This window comes from Mucilaginibacter sp. P19 (assembly GCF_050632265.1).
GTDB classification, from domain to species: domain Bacteria; phylum Bacteroidota; class Bacteroidia; order Sphingobacteriales; family Sphingobacteriaceae; genus Mucilaginibacter; species Mucilaginibacter gossypii.
In genome coordinates, this window is sequence record NZ_CP192586.1 from 3,022,177 (window position 1) to 3,037,722 (window position 15,546).

20 protein-coding genes and 2 pseudogenes are annotated in these 15,546 nt (G+C 42.8%); 14 read left to right on the forward strand and 8 right to left on the reverse strand.

What is annotated here, in order from left to right; translation table 11 throughout:
• Positions 1 to 38: 38 nt before the first annotated feature.
• From ACQ86K_RS14690 to ACQ86K_RS14700, 3 genes are read right to left on the reverse strand one after another with little or no spacing between them, the layout of a single operon-like run.
• Positions 39 to 548 (reverse strand): nicotinate-nucleotide adenylyltransferase, encoded by a 510-nt coding sequence (locus tag ACQ86K_RS14690; RefSeq protein WP_091164189.1) that lies wholly within the window; start codon positions 546 to 548, stop codon positions 39 to 41.
• Between the two features lie 20 nt (positions 549 to 568).
• On the reverse strand, positions 569 to 718 hold the full coding sequence (locus tag ACQ86K_RS14695; protein WP_431200621.1) for a BON domain-containing protein: 150 nt from the start codon (positions 716 to 718) through the stop codon (positions 569 to 571).
• Positions 719 to 720: 2 nt separating this feature from the next.
• Positions 721 to 1,236, reverse strand: a complete 516-nt coding sequence (locus ACQ86K_RS14700) for a BON domain-containing protein (RefSeq protein ID WP_431200622.1) — start codon at positions 1,234 to 1,236, stop codon at positions 721 to 723.
• 710 nt (positions 1,237 to 1,946) lie between these two features.
• Here ACQ86K_RS14700 and ACQ86K_RS14705 point away from each other — a divergent pair.
• Positions 1,947 to 2,882, forward strand: coding sequence for an ATP-dependent metallopeptidase FtsH/Yme1/Tma family protein (locus tag ACQ86K_RS14705; protein WP_431200856.1), 936 nt, complete (start codon positions 1,947 to 1,949; stop codon positions 2,880 to 2,882).
• The gene (locus ACQ86K_RS14710) at positions 2,869 to 3,864 is read left to right on the forward strand and encodes an AAA family ATPase (protein WP_431200623.1); all 996 of its coding nucleotides are present in this window, start codon (positions 2,869 to 2,871) and stop codon (positions 3,862 to 3,864) included. Before ACQ86K_RS14705 ends, ACQ86K_RS14710 begins: the two co-directional genes overlap by 14 nt.
• 86 nt (positions 3,865 to 3,950) lie before the next feature.
• Here the strand turns inward: ACQ86K_RS14710 and ACQ86K_RS14715 are convergent, their stop codons facing one another.
• From ACQ86K_RS14715 to ACQ86K_RS14725, 3 genes are all read right to left on the reverse strand, one after another.
• The gene (locus tag ACQ86K_RS14715; protein WP_091164184.1) at positions 3,951 to 4,184 is read right to left on the reverse strand and encodes a hypothetical protein; all 234 of its coding nucleotides are present in this window, start codon (positions 4,182 to 4,184) and stop codon (positions 3,951 to 3,953) included.
• A 216-nt stretch (positions 4,185 to 4,400) separates the two neighbouring features.
• Entirely contained in the window at positions 4,401 to 5,693 is a 1,293-nt protein-coding gene (locus ACQ86K_RS14720) for an MBL fold metallo-hydrolase RNA specificity domain-containing protein (protein ID WP_431200624.1), read from the reverse strand.
• Positions 5,609 to 5,839, reverse strand: coding sequence for a hypothetical protein (locus ACQ86K_RS14725; protein WP_431200993.1), 231 nt, complete (start codon positions 5,837 to 5,839; stop codon positions 5,609 to 5,611). Before ACQ86K_RS14725 ends, ACQ86K_RS14720 begins: the two co-directional genes overlap by 85 nt.
• A 77-nt stretch (positions 5,840 to 5,916) precedes the next feature.
• Here ACQ86K_RS14725 and ACQ86K_RS14730 point away from each other — a divergent pair, with 77 nt between their 5' ends.
• From ACQ86K_RS14730 to ACQ86K_RS14780, 11 genes and pseudogenes are all read left to right on the forward strand, one after another.
• A complete protein-coding gene (locus tag ACQ86K_RS14730) occupies positions 5,917 to 6,414 on the forward strand; it encodes an Hsp20/alpha crystallin family protein (RefSeq protein ID WP_431200625.1) in 498 nt (165 codons plus the stop codon).
• A gap of 69 nt (positions 6,415 to 6,483) precedes the next feature.
• Positions 6,484 to 7,220: pseudogene (locus ACQ86K_RS14735) on the forward strand (PEP/pyruvate-binding domain-containing protein).
• 41 nt (positions 7,221 to 7,261) lie between these two features.
• The gene (locus ACQ86K_RS14740; RefSeq protein WP_431200626.1) at positions 7,262 to 7,510 is read left to right on the forward strand and encodes a PEP/pyruvate-binding domain-containing protein; all 249 of its coding nucleotides are present in this window, start codon (positions 7,262 to 7,264) and stop codon (positions 7,508 to 7,510) included.
• Positions 7,511 to 7,548: 38 nt separating this feature from the next.
• The gene (locus ACQ86K_RS14745) at positions 7,549 to 8,772 is read left to right on the forward strand and encodes a putative PEP-binding protein (protein WP_431200627.1); all 1,224 of its coding nucleotides are present in this window, start codon (positions 7,549 to 7,551) and stop codon (positions 8,770 to 8,772) included.
• 356 nt (positions 8,773 to 9,128) lie between these two features.
• A pseudogene (locus tag ACQ86K_RS14750) lies at positions 9,129 to 9,898 on the forward strand (MlaE family ABC transporter permease).
• A 3-nt stretch (positions 9,899 to 9,901) separates the two neighbouring features.
• Positions 9,902 to 10,651, forward strand: coding sequence for an ABC transporter ATP-binding protein (locus ACQ86K_RS14755; RefSeq protein ID WP_091164175.1), 750 nt, complete (start codon positions 9,902 to 9,904; stop codon positions 10,649 to 10,651).
• Between the two features lie 3 nt (positions 10,652 to 10,654).
• A complete protein-coding gene (locus ACQ86K_RS14760; RefSeq protein ID WP_431200628.1) occupies positions 10,655 to 11,071 on the forward strand; it encodes an MlaD family protein in 417 nt (138 codons plus the stop codon).
• A 1-nt stretch (position 11,072) separates the two neighbouring features.
• A complete protein-coding gene (locus ACQ86K_RS14765) occupies positions 11,073 to 11,648 on the forward strand; it encodes a hypothetical protein (RefSeq protein WP_431200629.1) in 576 nt (191 codons plus the stop codon).
• A 172-nt stretch (positions 11,649 to 11,820) separates the two neighbouring features.
• Positions 11,821 to 12,195, forward strand: coding sequence for an SDR family NAD(P)-dependent oxidoreductase (locus ACQ86K_RS14770; protein ID WP_431200630.1), 375 nt, complete (start codon positions 11,821 to 11,823; stop codon positions 12,193 to 12,195).
• Complete coding sequence (locus ACQ86K_RS14775; protein ID WP_431200857.1) at positions 12,167 to 12,388, forward strand: SDR family NAD(P)-dependent oxidoreductase; 222 nt, start codon at positions 12,167 to 12,169, stop codon at positions 12,386 to 12,388. The genes ACQ86K_RS14770 and ACQ86K_RS14775 overlap by 29 nt, the downstream gene beginning before the upstream one ends.
• A gap of 20 nt (positions 12,389 to 12,408) precedes the next feature.
• Entirely contained in the window at positions 12,409 to 12,579 is a 171-nt protein-coding gene (locus ACQ86K_RS14780; RefSeq protein WP_431200631.1) for an SDR family oxidoreductase, read from the forward strand.
• Between the two features lie 112 nt (positions 12,580 to 12,691).
• Here ACQ86K_RS14780 and ACQ86K_RS14785 read toward each other — a convergent pair whose 3' ends face one another.
• The gene (locus ACQ86K_RS14785; RefSeq protein WP_112653711.1) at positions 12,692 to 13,075 is read right to left on the reverse strand and encodes a hypothetical protein; all 384 of its coding nucleotides are present in this window, start codon (positions 13,073 to 13,075) and stop codon (positions 12,692 to 12,694) included.
• A gap of 357 nt (positions 13,076 to 13,432) precedes the next feature.
• Here ACQ86K_RS14785 and ACQ86K_RS14790 point away from each other — a divergent pair, with 357 nt between their 5' ends.
• Positions 13,433 to 14,446, forward strand: a complete 1,014-nt coding sequence (locus ACQ86K_RS14790; RefSeq protein ID WP_208102480.1) for a zinc-dependent alcohol dehydrogenase family protein — start codon at positions 13,433 to 13,435, stop codon at positions 14,444 to 14,446.
• Between the two features lie 110 nt (positions 14,447 to 14,556).
• On the opposite strand, the gene ACQ86K_RS14795 is transcribed toward ACQ86K_RS14790, so the two are convergent.
• Positions 14,557 to 15,069 (reverse strand): flavodoxin domain-containing protein, encoded by a 513-nt coding sequence (locus ACQ86K_RS14795; RefSeq protein WP_091164168.1) that lies wholly within the window; start codon positions 15,067 to 15,069, stop codon positions 14,557 to 14,559.
• Between the last annotated feature and the right edge of the window lie 477 nt (positions 15,070 to 15,546).

Here is a 15,546-nt window from a genome sequence, read left to right on the forward strand (position 1 = left end):
TTATTGTGACAGGGATGCAAGGTATTGAGGTAAGTTACTTAGCGAAATTCTCCCTTTTCGTTGAGTTTTACTTTCATGCGTTTATCGCCGTTTTCCAGCAGGAGCTTGAAGGTTTTATCAGCCTTATCCTTATGATCAAAATAATTAACCTGGTAAACATCCTGCGAAATACGCCAGTTTGGAAAGCGTTGCGAAACAGCAGTCCTGATTGCCTCGGGCAATTTTGTATTTTTAAACTTTTCGGCTGTTCTAAGGAGTTTGCCATCTTTATCATAAGCCGCGAGTATTTTCCCGTCAGGTATATAAAATGAGATATAATACCCATCATAGTCATCATCATAAAATTCTGATTTTTTCACATCGTAACTGGCAGCTTTAAATTCGAGCATCCTAACTGGTTGCGACATTTCACGGTTATCCGTAGCATTTAAATATTTGTAAGTTGAAGCAACGATCCGCACTTCAGGTAAAATTACCTGAGCCGATGAGCATAGAGCAAAACCGACTATCAGCGCGGTTAGCATAAGCATGGATTTGAACGTTTTCATGTTGTTTTGTTTTTAATGAATTAATAGACAAATTCCGGTTCTTCAATAGTCAGCTTATTTTCTACATGGCGTACACCGGGAGCTTCCCACGCAACATCTTCGGCATCTTCACTTTCGGTAAGGGAACGTACCTTCCCGGTCAGGACAACTTTGTTTCCGATTGTATCCACAGTTACTTTGCTGGCGTCGACAGTTGCATTCCTGCGGAAAGCATCTGCAATCTTTTTTCCAACTCCAATGGGGTTAATTTCGGTTTAATGGTGATCCGGTTGAACACCGAACGTACTCCTGAAAGGTATTGAATCGCCGTCTGGGCATTAACACGCTGGTATTCCCACTCAAGTTCACCTTCCAGGGTAACGTCACCATCTTCTACCTTAATTTTTATCTTATCGTCAGGTACTACCGAGTGCCATTTAAGTGCATTTAGTACTGCCTCAGCAATTTCCGCGTCTGTTCTCCAGTAGGCTGGCGACACACCAATATGAATATCTTCAGCGATAGCCTTGACACCGGCAACTTTTTTGGCCGCCCGCTCGGCAGTTAGCTTTTTGGAAAAGGAATCTACATTGCCTGATAATGTCACAATGCCATTCTTTACAGCAACGCCAATTTCAGATGAATTTAGAAATGGCTGCCATTTCAATTCATCCATTACATCTTTTTGGATTTGATTGTCTGTTCTCATGATTTTTGAATGTAATTAACTACAACAAAGAACCGAATAGCCGGCAGCTATCACCATGATGGCGATCATGAACTGATATGATGTTCATCATCAATGAGATAAGCCCCCTAAACATTATCTTTCTGAGTTTCCTTAACCTGGCTACTATCAGGCCGCCGAAGTACCATCTATTAGCTGCTACCATGCCTCTGGTCATTTATTGACCAAAGAGTGCTGCCAAAATTTATCGTATGAAAAATCAAGAAAAGTGCGACCTGAAAAAGCCGGAGACATTTAGTAACTATCAACATCAGTTAAAAAAGAATATCCCATGTGCGAAAAAGACGAGCAGGCCCGGGCGATTGAGCTATTGAAAAAATAACAAGCCACGAAGCCGGGTTACTGTGCCAGATCTCCCCCGTTTATATTATAATATACTTCTGAAAAAAAGATGGTTATCTGAACTTAGCTAAAAGGATAGTTCAGCTATCCATCCCAGGCCAAGCGGAGCATGACGCCACCTGCGTTATATGCAACCTGTTCAAGTGGCCCTACCCATGAATAAACTCGGGGAGCAATACTGGTTTCTTTAATTTTCTTTTGCTCCAAACTATTGGAGTTTTGTCACACTTCATCACGACACAAGTCACATTTTCGGCAAACAACCGTCATTTCAGGTTTGTACGCTTCAACCCATCTTTATTTTATGAAAAAAGCGATGCCTCCAGCAAATAAAAACACTAAAAAAATATAAACCAACATTCAGTTGGGCTTGGGTATATGTGATCATTTTGCTGTATTTGATTCTTTCCCCATTCTTGTCTGGAGATAATGTCAAAGAGATCACGTGGCAGCAATTTTCAAAAGATATGCTAAGCCGAAAAGCTGTTGAAAAGTTAGAGGTGATCAATAAAGAGCATGTTAACGTATACATCAAAAGTTCATTTGCAGGCGATACCGCTTTCAAAGCCGCATTTAAACCAGTTGTTGGCAAGGGCCTGAACTACGGGCCACATTACACTTTTACAATAGGATCAGTTGAATCTTTTGAACTTAATCTCGATAAAGCGGAGCAAGGTTTTCCCTTAAGTGAAAGGGTTTCGGTAAGGTACATTAACAAAAGCAACTGGTTCGTTAATATCCTCGGTTGGACTGTACCTTTCATTCTGATGTTTCTTATTTGGAATTTCATCATGAGGCGTATGGCGGGTACCGGAGCGCCCGGGGGATCTTCGATTTTTAGCTTCGGAAAATCAAGGGCTACATTGATTGAAAAACAAAACAGCACTGTCACCTTCGCCGACGTTGCCGGGCTGGAAGAAGCCAAGGTAGAAGTAAGTGAAATTGTCGACTTTCTAAAGACGCCTGACGTATTCACCAAACTCGGGGCAAAGATACCTAAAGGTGTAATTTTAGTAGGCCCACCAGGAACAGGTAAAACAATGCTTGCAAAAGCAGTGGCCGGCGAAGCGCAGGTGCCGTTCTTTTCAATCTCCGGAGCTGCCTTTGTTGAAATGTTTGTTGGTGTTGGTGCTTCCCGGGTGCGCGATATGTTTCAACAAGCCAAAGAAAAGGCACCCTGTATCATTTTTATTGATGAAATTGACGCAATCGGGCGTTCAAGAGGCAAAGGTGCTTATTTAGGCGGTGTCAATGACGAGACGTGAAAGCACATTAAACCAGCTATTGACCGAGATGGATGGTTTTGCTACCAATGCTGGGGTTATTGTGTTGGCGGCAACCAACCGGGCTGATATGCTGGACCCAGCCTTAATTAGGGCAGGAAGATTTGATCGTCATATTTACCTTGAGTTACCCAATTTAACGGAACGAGTAGCTATCTTCAAAGTGCACACCAAGCGGTTAACCATGGCCGATACCATTGACATCCCTATGCTCGCGGCCCAAACGCCGGGCTTTTCAGGCGCAGATATTGCAAATATCTGTAATGAGGCAGCATTAATTGCTGCTCGGAGAAAAGCCGACAGTATACAAAATGCCGATTTTTCAGAAGCCATTTACCGTATAATTGCAGGGCTTGAAAAGAAAAGCAAAATCATTACGCCGGCCGAAAAGAAAGTAATCGCTTATCATGAGGCCGGCCATGCAGTTGCGAGTTGGTTGTTGGAAAATGTGGAACCATTGGTTAAGGTATCGATCATTCCCCGCGGGAAATCTTTAGGCGCGGCATTATACTTGCCAGAAGAGAGGCAACTGCGTAACAAAACTGCTTTCGTGGAACATCTATGTGCTACCCTGGCAGGCAGGGCGGCAGAAGAACTTACTTTTGGCGAAATATCGTCCGGGGCGTTGGATGATTTGGAAAAAGCGACCAAAGAAGCAAGATCAATGGTCATGTATTATGGTTTTGCCGAAAAGCTTGGAAACGTCAGTTATTACGATTCAACCGGTCAAACCGATCTGGCAATACAAAAACCCTTCAGCGAATCTACCAGCAAAATTATTGACGATGAAATAATAGGATTGCTGGCACAGGCCTATCAGAACGCGAAAGGAATTCTTGCCAAAAAGAAGCCTTTATTGGACCAGTTAGCAACCCTATTGTTAACTAAGGAAGAAATAGATAAAGGTGACCTCGAAAAGATTTTAGGCACACGGTCCGATTTTTTTCATTTACCCATACTTTAATAAGTGATTATAAGGAGCTTGGGATTGATTGTCGGTAATCAATTATTTTCACCAGAATTATAATGGGGATTATAGGTATTTAAAACTCAATTTACTTCGGGTATCTCAAATTCTTGTTCATAATAATAATTCATGCCATCATGTTCCCACTCAAGCATTGCCTTCCATTTACCGCTGCAGAGACCTGTTACCGAAATTTCAATTAAGCCCCCGTGCTGGTCATCAATTGGTACTACGCGTATTTCTGCCGGATAAAGTTTATTCAAAAGCCTGAGGAGACCTTTTACGGGATGACAAAAATTAAATGTGAGCTTTTCCATGATCCGCACTTAATAAGTTCGCGTAACATTGCAATTTAACAACCCTGCTTTAAATGGCTTAGAAAGTAACCAGTATCCAAATATTGATAAATACCGGCTAAAGAAAAATGACGCTTATCATTAAATTAACCAATACAGTCAATTTACAGCACCAGGCACCGATTAACAGTATTGTTGCATTCAAAACCAGGATATTACACAGTACCACGGATCACATTACAACTGTTGATTTAAAGTGAATAAAAGTTCCTTATGGTAAGGCTTCATAATCTTTACTGTTAGTTTCAACTCATCCTGGATCTTAACCCGAAGAGTGTCTTGTGCGCATGGTTCGCCGTGTACCAGGTAAACCTCGGATACCGAATTGTGAAACTGCTTTAACCAGGTAATCAATTCGGACTGATCGGCGTGAGCGGACAAACCTTCTATCTCCTGTACCTTCGCCACCACCGGGTAATATTGACCATGAATTTTCAATTCGTGGATATGGTTAAGCAACGCCCTTCCCCGTGTGCCCTCGGCCTGGAAACCAATCAGGAGTATAGTGTTACGCTCATCGCCCAGATAACGCTTCAAATATTCCAGCACACGGCCTCCGGTTAGCATTCCACTTGCCGCAAGAACGATCTTAGGCCCTGCCCTTTTAATGATCTTTTCGGTATCCTTATAATCCTTGTTGATAGTTACACTGTTAAACATGTCGGCACATTCTTTTTCATCAATAGTAAACCATTCGGGAAAGTGTACCAGGGTCTTTCCGGCAACTGCGGCCATCGGGCTATCAAGGTATACCGGAATGGATGACGGAATCAGATTATGTTGTTTTAAGCGATAAATCAGGTGCATCACTTCCAGGGCCCGGCCAACTGCAAAACATGGGATCAGTACATTCCCCTTATTAAAAACAGTATCATTAATAGCACCCGCTAAATCCTGTGAAGTATCATTTTTAGAGTGTAGGCGATCGCCGTAAGTAGACTCCATGACTACAAAATCGGCTTGCCCTAATAGCTCGGGGCCAGGTAATAGCTCTGACTGGTCACGCCCGATATCCCCGGAAAATACAATTGTCTTCTCAAAGCAACTTATTTTGACCGAACAAGCACCCGCGATGTGCCCACATGGGTACAAACTAAAACTTAGTTGTTTAGCCAGGCTGATTGTTTTGTGTATTTCACAAACTTCAAAATAGGGCAACGCAGCCTCAACATCTTTCACAGTGTACAGGGCCTTTGCCGGATGATGCCTGGAGTAACCGTATTTATTAGCCTTTTGGGCATCTTCTTCCTGTAGTTTGGCGCAGTCGCGCAAAATAAGCTCTACAAGGTCCCTGGTCGGCTGGCTCATGTAAATCTTGTTACGATACCCGTTCCGTACCAGTAAAGGGATATAGCCACAGTGATCGAGGTGTGCGTGGGTCAGTATCAGTGCACTAATATCAGCCAGGTTAACAGGCAGGCTTTCCCAGTTTTTTCCCGCAAAGCCTTTATCCCTTGAAACAGGCCGCAATCGATCATAACGTTCCCCCCGGGGGTAAGCAGCAGATGCTTGGATCCGGTTACAGTACCTGCTGCACCTAATGATTGCAGGTAAACATTTTGTATTGCAGGCCCGGTTTCTATTGCCGATTCCATGCCATTAAAAGATTCATTCATAGCTTATTACTTGTTACCATAAAGGTATTGCGATAAAGAAACCGCCAAACTGACATGAATCACACCAAAGCGTGACAGTGGTCATTATACTTAATGTCTCCCATGGCGAAATTTGGATAACCAATCATTCAACAAACAAATTTATGACAGCCTTAATAAAATCACATCGCGTTCCATCATGGAAATCAATGATGGAGAATTTTTGGAGTCCAGACCGTTTTTTTGATAAAACTTCCAGCGGCGGAGAATTTCTCCCGGCTGTAAATATCCGTGAAACCAAAAATCATTATAAGCTTGACGTCGCTGTTCCGGGCTTTAAAAAAAATGATTTCAAAATCATTACCGAAGACGGCTTACTGACCATCAGTGCGGAAACCAATAAAGAAGAAAAGGAAGAGATTGATAGTTATACACGTAAAGAATTTTCATTTGCTTCCTTCCGTCGCACATTTAAGCTGCCAGACAATGTTGAGGAAGACGGGGTGAATGCCAATTATCACAATGGCCTTTTGGAAATCGAACTTAAAAAAAGCGGCAGAAACCAGGCGGCAAAGAAAGAAATTAAAGTAGACTAAAAATTTTCTGTCGGCAACACCGGCGATTTTGACAACCGGACGCTCTTCGGCCGGCTTAATAACAGTAACATGGAACATTTTATCAGAAAGTTTAGTGAAATCACCATAGGTGATATTGGTGATGTTGGTGGAAAAACAGCTTCATTGGGGGAAATTTACAATCAACTAACCAACAATGGAATAAATACGCCAAACGGCTTCGCTGTAACTGTAGCAGCTTTTCGTTATTTCATCGGGTTCAACCGGCTCGAAAAAAGCTTATTGATTTGATGACCGGTTTAGACCGGCAGAACTTCTCTAACTTAACGATAAGCGGCGCCAGAGCCCGAAAACTGATCATGGACGCCGTTATGCCGAATGACCTGCAAATGGCAATCATAGACGCCTACGATTATATTTTTGAAAATGCAGAACCGACTGTGGCGGTGCGAAGCAGTGCCACAGCAGAAGATTTGCCAGGGGCAAGTTTTGCAGGACAGCACGAATCCTTCCTGAATATTAAAGGCCATAGTGCTTTATTAACTGCCGTAAAGCAATGCTTTGCATCACTTTATACAGATCGGGCTATTAAATATCGGGAAGATAAAAATTTTGATCATGAGAAAGTTTATCTTTCAGTTGCAGTCCAGAAAATGGTGCGATCTGATATGGGGTGTTCCGGTATCGGGTTTACTTTGGAACCAGAAAGTGGGTTCAAGGATATTATACATATTTCGGGTGTGTGGGGATTAGGGGAAAATATCGTACAAGGTACTGTTACGCCTGATGAATTCCTGGTGTTTAAACCAACTCTTAAAAAAATTTAAGGTGCATTATCCAAAAAAACCTTGGCAGCAAAAACAAAACCATGGTTTGCGCAACTACCGACGATGCAACCAATCCAACAATAAATCAGGATACGCCCTGGGAACTCCGGCAAAAATTTGTACTCAGCGATCAGGAAGTTGAAAAGCTTGCCAACTGGGCGTTGATCATCGAAGACCATTACCGTCAGCCTATGGATTTTGAATGGGCTAAGGACGGGTTCGATCACCAACTCCATATTATCCAGGCTCGTCCCGAAACTGTACATAATCAAGAAAAAAGATACAGGTAAAAAGTTTCAAAATTGCCGAAAAAGGAGAAGTTATAACCATGGGGGCTGCCATAGGCAATGGCATTACAGCCGGCAGGGCACGCGTGCTCAAAACTCCTGACCAGGCTAACCTGCTTAAAGAAGGCGAAATTCTGGTTACCGAAACAACCAGCCCGGATTGGGACCCCGTATTGAAAAAGGTAGCGGGAATTGTTACTAATAATGGCGGCCGCACTAGCCATGCCGCTATTATAGCCCGGGAACTCGGCGCGGTGGCTGTAGTTGGAACAACAAACGGAACCTATAACATTGAAGATGGTGAGATGATAACCATTTGCTGCGCCGAAGGAAAGACGGGGATGGTTTACAGGGGCAAACTGGAGTGGACTGAAACGGTCAGTGATGTAAGCAAAACCCACCTGCCGGTACACCCGAAAGCCCAACTAATCATAGCCGATCCCGGACAGGCCTTTAAATTATCGATGTTTCCCAACCACGGTGTTGGATTGATGCGAATTGAATTTATTATCGCGAACCAAATTGGGATACATCCAATGGCGCTCGTACACTTTAACCGGGTGTTGGACGAGCAGGAACGGGTAAAAATCGCTCACCTAACAGCTGGCTATGCCGATAAAAAAGCTTATTTTGTAGATAAACTTGTACAGGGTGTTGCCACGATAGCAGCGGCATTTTACCCGAAAGATGTGATCGTGAGGATGAGCGATTTTAAAACCAATGAATATGCCGGCCTCATTGGCGGAAGGTACTTTGAGCCAAAGGAAGAGAACCCGATGATTGGCTTCAGGGGGGCCTCCAGGTATTATGATGATCATTACCGCGACGGCTTCCTGCTTGAATGCGAGGCCATGAAAGTGGTTCGTGATGAAATGGGCTTCAATAATATTAAATTGATGATCCCTTTTTGCCGGACAGTTAAGGAGGGGCAAAAAGTCATCGATCTGATGTCGTCCTGCGGGCTTAAACGGGGCCTGAATGACCTTGAGATCTTCGTTATGGCAGAAATTCCCAGCAATGTATTACTTGCCGAGGAATTCGCGGAAGTATTTGACGGTTTCTCAATTGGTTCAAATGACCTTACACAATTAACATTAGGCATTGATCGGGATTCAGCACTCATAGCAGGCTTATTTGACGAACAGGACGCCGCGAGCAAACAACTGATCGTCATGATGATACAAAAGGCAAATAAACTGAAAAAAAGTAGGCCTGTGCGGCCAGGCGGCAAGCGATTCAGAAACGTTCACCAGGCTACTGGTTGAAACCGGCATCGACAGCATCGCTTTTAACGCGGACGCATTGATTAAAGGTATTGAAAATATTAATGATGCCTTGAAATCCTGCAAGAACAAGTCTCAACCAAGTGCGGTATAAGAAAGGGAACCATGAGCTATCTCTTGGATAAACACAAACCGGTTTTTGCCTATGACACACCTGTTAAAACCATCTTTTATATCCTGGTTAAACAGTTGTTCCGTCGGGCTTAAAAATGATTTGCGTCACTTATCAGTGGTATAGATATCAAAAAAAATGCTGTCCGATATCACAAATTTTTCTTCGGGCCCATATTAATTTTACCGTAGATCATTTTTTCAAATCAAGTTAAACAGATATAACGATGGCTTTCACTAAAAATATCAAAGCCTTTTTGAATGACACCGGGGATATCGCAGGATTTGCCGGCCAGTTTTTCTCTACCGGAATTAAACCGCGCTTTGAGGTCCGCGAATTATTAAACCAATGCTATATAATTGGATATAAATCGTTGCCGCTTATCGGCCTCACAGGTTTTATTATGGGCCTTGTTCTTACAATGCAGCTGCGGCCATCCCTGGTTGCCTATGGTGTTGAATCTCAACTTCCGGTGATGGTAGGCATTGCCATAGTTAGGGAGATAGGTCCGGTTATAACAGCGCTGATATTTGCAGGTAAAATAGCCAGCAGTATAGGAGCCGAACTTGGATCCATGAAAGTCACAGAGCAAATTGACGCAATGGAGGTAAGCGGAACCAATCCATTCAAGTACCTTGTCGCTACGCGTACCGTGGCAACTACATTAATGCTACCCGTGCTCACTGTCCTGGGCGACGCTATCGCCTTGTTCGGAGCATACATAGGCGTTAATATCAGGTCGGCCACCAGCTTTTATCTTTTTTTATTCAGGTGTTTAGAAGTCTCAGTTTCGGCGACGTACTTCCTGCATTTTTTAAAACATTTTTCTTTGGTTTTGCTGTTGGAATCGTTGGTTGTTATAAAGGTTACACATCAAGCAAAGGTACCAGAGGTGTTGGAAGTTCGGCAAACTCAGCTGTTGTATTATCATCTGTAGTAATCTTTTTCATCGACTTGCTGGCTGTGCAACTCACGGATCTGCTTGGTTTAAATTAAAGCATGAAAACACAAACAGCCACCGAAAACAACGTGATTGTGATAGAGAAACTTTGTAAGCATTTCGGCGATCATACCGTGCTGCAAGACTTTGCATTATCAGTCAAAAAAGAAGAGAATGTGGTAGTGCTTGGCAAATCCGGATCCGGCAAGTCAGTACTGATCAAATGCATTATCGGTTTATTGAAACCTGATAGCGGAAACATCAAAGTTTTTGGTCAAAATGTCCCTGATATGTCTCATGAAGTACTCGATCAGGTCCGCGCCCGCATTGGCTTTCTTTTCCAGGGCAACGCACTGTACGATTCCATGACCGTTCGTGAGAACCTGGAATTTCCTTTACGCCGTCACTGGATTGCTGCTTCGCAGAACGAGGTGGAAGCCCTGGTTATGGAGGCTTTGGAAAACGTAGGGCTGGCGCATACTGTTGATCTGATGCCGGAAGAATTATCCGGCGGCATGCTAAAACGTGTCGCTCTTGCCAGGACCATGATCCTTAAACCGGAAGTGATATTATATGATGAACCAACAACAGGGCTCGATCCGGTTACAGCCCGGGAAATCGATAAATTAATTTTGAAACTGCAGGATAAATACCATACATCATCCATTATCATCACACACGACATGAACTGTGTAAAAAACACCGCCGACCGGGTGGCTCTGCTGCTGGACGGTCGTTGTTATGCACAAGGTACATACACTGATTTCGAACATTCGACAGATCCAAATATTCATCAATTTTTCGAATAAATTATGGCAAACCAAACAGCAGGCAATATAAAACTTGGCGCATTCGTACTATCAGGCCTATTTGTGTTAATACTTGCCTTCTATCTTATCGGCAAAAATCATAACCTGTTTGGTAGCGATTTCAACATACGGGTGAGGTTTTCTAACCTCAATGGCCTCACCGTTGGCAATAACGTACAGTTCTCCGGAATTCAATCTGGTACGGTAAAAAAGATCAACATGATCAATGATACTACAATTGAGGTAACATTATCAATCGACAACAAGTTCACATCCTATATTCATAAAAATGCGGTCGCCTCAATTGGCACAGAAGGGCTGATGGGCAATAAAATAGTAAACATAGTTCCTTCAAACTTACCAAGCGCACAAGTTACTGAAGATGATCTTCTTATAGCGCAAAAAAATCAGTACCGATGAAATGTTGCAGACCTTGTCCAAAACCAATAATAACGTTGCAGTTATCTCAGAAGCGTTAAAGGGTACTGTCCTGAAGGTTAACGGCAGCACATTCATGGCCCTGCTGAACGATAAAAATGTCTCCGGCAACTTACTTGCCTCTTTGCAAAATTTAAACAAAGCGAGCGCAAATGCTATCAAAATTACCAATGGCATAGATGATCTGATTGTCGGGATAAAAAATGGAAAAGGAGCGGCGGGGGTCTTGCTCAGGGACACCATAGCTGCCGGCAACCTACAGGCGGCTATTTCGAGTATCAGGAAAGCAAGCGATAACGCCGATTCGTTAACCTGGCAGCTAAATAACCTGGCGCGTACCGTAAACGGCCATTTAAACAGCGGGAATGGCTCGCTGCCAATGATTTTAAAAGATTCAGCATTTGCCAAAGACTTAAGGGCAACTATGTATAACCTGCGCCAGGGCACAGATGGATTCAATAAAAACATGGAAGCGCTCAAGCACAATTTCCTTTTTAGGGGCTATTTCAAAAGCCAGGAAAAAGCGCAAAGAAAACAACAGGCTGTGCAATCTCAATAAGCATTTGGGCAATATATTTTAATATGCAAATTCATAAATAGCATATAGTGGCAAATGACTATTAACATGTTTAAAATTTTGTAATTCGCCTCTAATCACATTTTTTAATGACCGGAATCATTCTCTACATGTTGTTTACAAGTGATTTTTGTATATGTAAGTTAAACCAATTATGAAACAACTATCACAAAAAGTGGCCCTTGTAACCGGGGCCGGATCAGGGATTGGAAAAGCCATTGCAAAGCTTTTCGCCGAACAGGGCGCAAAAGTTATGCTTACCGATATCCATCAATCAAATATTGAAGCCGTCGCGGCTGAAATTCGCGCAAATGGCGGTATGGTAGCATGTATCGCTGCAGATATCTCCGTAAAGGGCGATGTGCAATTGGTGATGAAGCATGTTCACAACACTTTCGGCACACTTGATATTTTGGTAAATAATGCCGGCGTTATGGACAATTTTACTCCGGTGACCGATGTAACAGACAGAATTATGGGAGAAAGTAATAGGAACAAACCTGAACGGTTGTTTTTTTGCCTGCCGTGAAGCTATACCTCTTTTCCTGGAAAGCGGCTCCGGTACAGTTATTAATATTGCATCCATCAGCGGCTTCCAGGGAGGCCGGGCCGGTGCCGCTTATACAGCATCTAAGCATGCAATAATCGGTTTAACTAAAAACATAGGATATCAATATGCGGATAAAAATATCCGCTGCAACGCTATAGCACCGGGGGAGTAAATACCAATATCGTTTTTGGCATGGAACCCAATCCGTTTGGCTTTGAAAGGATGAACGCCGGAACAGGCAATGCACCAGGTGCTGCGGCTCCCGAAGCAATTGCTGAAGTTGCCCTTTTCCTTGCTTCGGTAAAATCAAGCTTTATTAATGGCTCCGTGCTAACAGCGGATGGAGGCTGGACAGCATATTAAGCTTTGTTCAAGAAACAATTCTGGCTTGTTTTTCTGGTTTAATTGCTGCCACCGGTTTTTACAGTGGCAGCAACAGGAAACATACCCCGGTAGTCACTATTCCTTAAATCAATTACAACCACTCCGCAGAAAACCGGTTAAACTCGTGGCGCAAATCGTTGAATATTTTTTCTTCGTTAAGATAGCGCTCATGAACTCTGGAATGTTCGGCAGCTATACTTTCAGAAACCATAGTACCGGAAAGCAAAAGATCTGCTTTTATGTCAAGGTCATTACGGTGAATGTCTTGTTTTAGCTCCGTAAGGCATTTTTCATGGATGATGAACTGATTCTGAAAATGTTCCACTTGTTCCTGTACTTCGCGGGCCGTATTGTCGCCGGCAATCTCCTGCAACCTTTCCTGTAAAATAGCCAACTCCTGTGTGTAGAACGCGATGCCCCTTAACACATCGTTGTTAAGGTTCTTAATGTGCTTAATGTTGATTTGATTTTTCATAACACAAGGTTACAACGCGCGTTATTCCGGATGAATGACATCCGGCAACCAGGATAATGATATTGGTCATGTTATTACTGATTGTTGCTGATTTTAAGACAAGTGACCACTATCATTTTCAAAGGCCGATAATATCATCTTTTTTTACTTGCCGAAAATCTATTTTTATGGTTGTTGGCGCGCCGGCAATGTAACGCATAGGTATGCCTCGCCGGAGGAAATGTTTTTCTCTAACCATCTACTGGCAACAGAGCCGGAGATCTGCGATATATCGGTTACTCTCAAATGGTATATTAATGAACAGGTAACTTTCTGAAACAGGATATTAAGATTATTGTAAAGTAATAAAAGATTAATATGAAACACACTGGTAACATGCAGGCAATGGTGCTTGAAAAAGCCGGCGGGCCACTGGTATATCGCCAGGTTCCCATTCCTCAGCCTTCTGACTATCAGGTACTGATCAAAATAATTGCATGTGGTATCTGTCGTACCGACCTCCATATATTAGATGGCGAACTGGATAAACCAAAGCTTCCGCTGATACCCGGCCACGAAATTATCGGAACCATCGTCAAAACAGGCAGTACAGTAACTGAACTTTCTTCCGGTCAGTTAGTGGGTGTTCCCTGGCTCGGTCATACCTGTGGGCGTTGTAAATTTTGCCTGTTGGGCATGGAGAACCTTTGTGATGCCCCCTTATTTACGGGATACACTATTGATGGCGGTTATTCCGAATATACGGTTGCCGACGCACGTTTTTGTTTTATATTAGACAAACGATATAATCAGCCGGCTTCAGCGCCCCTGCTCTGTGCAGGTTTGATCGGGTTTCGTTCCTATAGCATGATCGCACCATCGGCCAAAAATGTTGGTTTCTATGGATTTGGTGCTGCTGCTCATATCTTGATCCAGGTAGCTATAGCGCAGGGTAAACAAGTATTCGCGTTCACCAGAGATGGGGACGAGCGTGCGCAACGATTTGCAAAGACCATGGGTGCACACTGGGTTGGCGGAAGTTCCGACGTACCACCCGAAGTGTTGGATGCGGCCATAATTTTCGCTGCCGCAGGGGAACTTATTCCCAAAGCTTTAAAAGATGTAGACAAAGGAGGCCAGGTAATCTGTGGTGGTATCCATATGAGCAATGTACCCGAATTTTCATATAGCTTGCTCTGGGGCGAACGGTCTGTTAAGTCGGTAGCTAATTTAACCCGTCAGGATGGTTTGAATTTCTTTTCTATTTTAAAAAACATCGAAGTATTAACACAAACGAAGGTATTCCGCTTGTTTGAAGCCAATGAGGCGATAAATCAATTCAGATCAGGCCAAATTAGCGGAGCTGCTGTATTGGTTATGAACGATATGTAATTAACATTTCGCTAACTGGGCATACGTGTACATATTGGGATAAGCAGCTACTTTTATCGATAAATACCTCCTTTTACAAACCTTGCTTTATGCATACAAACCTATAAAAGTCAGTCATCAGCCATACGGTGAATATTTTCGATGAGCGGTTTGAGGTTGCTCCGCTCAAGATGATCAAACCCATTACGCATCACTGATTTCTTTTCAGGATCTTTTTCAATCCAGGCGCCCAATTTTAGCATAAGCCGGTCTTTCCACGATAGTCCGGAAACGACACACCTGCCGGGCAGGAAAAATATTTCGGCAACATCTTTGATCTTGGTACCAAGATTATTTTTTATTATCTCCAGTTGTTGCGTTATGTCATTAACTGCGAAGCTGCAAACAATGAAAATGAAAAGCTTTTTGTCCTTTAGCCTGATGTCATTTTCCTTTAACCAATCGCGTAGTACCAGCCGGCCGATATAAACTGAACTGCCTATAACAATGGTATCATAAAGGGCTAAAACTGCAGGTGTTACATTCTCCACTTTTGATACCGGCATCTGCAATGTTTCTCCAAGCCAATGCGCATACTGCCTGGTTGCACCATATTTGCCCTGATAAATAATAATTCCATTCATACCGGTAATTTGATTTGGTTATACAAGTTACTGAACCGGAGCTTATGCAAAAATGACAATGGTCATCCCTAAACCATCAATTACACCAAAGCCGACTATAGCGTCGGTCGATTCTTAACCCGAAACGAGATACATAAAGCTTTTATGAGTACCACTCCCCTGTTATTCATGACGAGAATCAATGATCTTGCTGACAGAAATCACAGCATACATCGCTGATATATAGTTTATTTACATATTAATTACTCATTAACAGGGAGCATGAGAACAGATCAAGAAAGTCACTTAGAAAAAGCATTCAATTATTTGAAGCTACCTGTGCAAGGTCTGGTGCAGGTTCCATCTTATCAATTACATACACTAACTCATTAGCTATGGTTACGAATCACAAAAACACTGCAATAACCTTTTGGATTGCTATCAGTTTGATAGCAATAATAGTACTGATGATGATTTTGTCTGGTATTAAAGTGTATG

What these genes read in the sequence shown, in the direction of transcription:
- ACQ86K_RS14770 (WP_431200630.1), top strand. Translation starts at nt 11,821, where the DNA reads ATGAAACAACTATCACAAAAAGTGGCCCTTGTAACCGGGGCCGGATCA.
- ACQ86K_RS14760 (WP_431200628.1), top strand. Translation starts at nt 10,655, where the DNA reads ATGGCAAACCAAACAGCAGGCAATATAAAACTTGGCGCATTCGTACTA.
- ACQ86K_RS14700 (WP_431200622.1), bottom strand. Translation starts at nt 1,236, where the DNA reads ATGAGAACAGACAATCAAATCCAAAAAGATGTAATGGATGAATTGAAA.
- ACQ86K_RS14745 (WP_431200627.1), top strand. Translation starts at nt 7,549, where the DNA reads ATGGGGGCTGCCATAGGCAATGGCATTACAGCCGGCAGGGCACGCGTG.
- ACQ86K_RS14755 (WP_091164175.1), top strand. Translation starts at nt 9,902, where the DNA reads ATGAAAACACAAACAGCCACCGAAAACAACGTGATTGTGATAGAGAAA.
- ACQ86K_RS14690 (WP_091164189.1), bottom strand. Translation starts at nt 548, where the DNA reads ATGAAAACGTTCAAATCCATGCTTATGCTAACCGCGCTGATAGTCGGT.
- ACQ86K_RS14780 (WP_431200631.1), top strand. Translation starts at nt 12,409, where the DNA reads ATGGAACCCAATCCGTTTGGCTTTGAAAGGATGAACGCCGGAACAGGC.
- ACQ86K_RS14715 (WP_091164184.1), bottom strand. Translation starts at nt 4,184, where the DNA reads ATGGAAAAGCTCACATTTAATTTTTGTCATCCCGTAAAAGGTCTCCTC.
- ACQ86K_RS14785 (WP_112653711.1), bottom strand. Translation starts at nt 13,075, where the DNA reads ATGAAAAATCAAATCAACATTAAGCACATTAAGAACCTTAACAACGAT.
- ACQ86K_RS14725 (WP_431200993.1), bottom strand. Translation starts at nt 5,839, where the DNA reads ATGAATGAATCTTTTAATGGCATGGAATCGGCAATAGAAACCGGGCCT.
- ACQ86K_RS14710 (WP_431200623.1), top strand. Translation starts at nt 2,869, where the DNA reads ATGACGAGACGTGAAAGCACATTAAACCAGCTATTGACCGAGATGGAT.
- ACQ86K_RS14765 (WP_431200629.1), top strand. Translation starts at nt 11,073, where the DNA reads ATGTTGCAGACCTTGTCCAAAACCAATAATAACGTTGCAGTTATCTCA.
- ACQ86K_RS14740 (WP_431200626.1), top strand. Translation starts at nt 7,262, where the DNA reads ATGGTTTGCGCAACTACCGACGATGCAACCAATCCAACAATAAATCAG.
- ACQ86K_RS14795 (WP_091164168.1), bottom strand. Translation starts at nt 15,069, where the DNA reads ATGAATGGAATTATTATTTATCAGGGCAAATATGGTGCAACCAGGCAG.
- ACQ86K_RS14790 (WP_208102480.1), top strand. Translation starts at nt 13,433, where the DNA reads ATGAAACACACTGGTAACATGCAGGCAATGGTGCTTGAAAAAGCCGGC.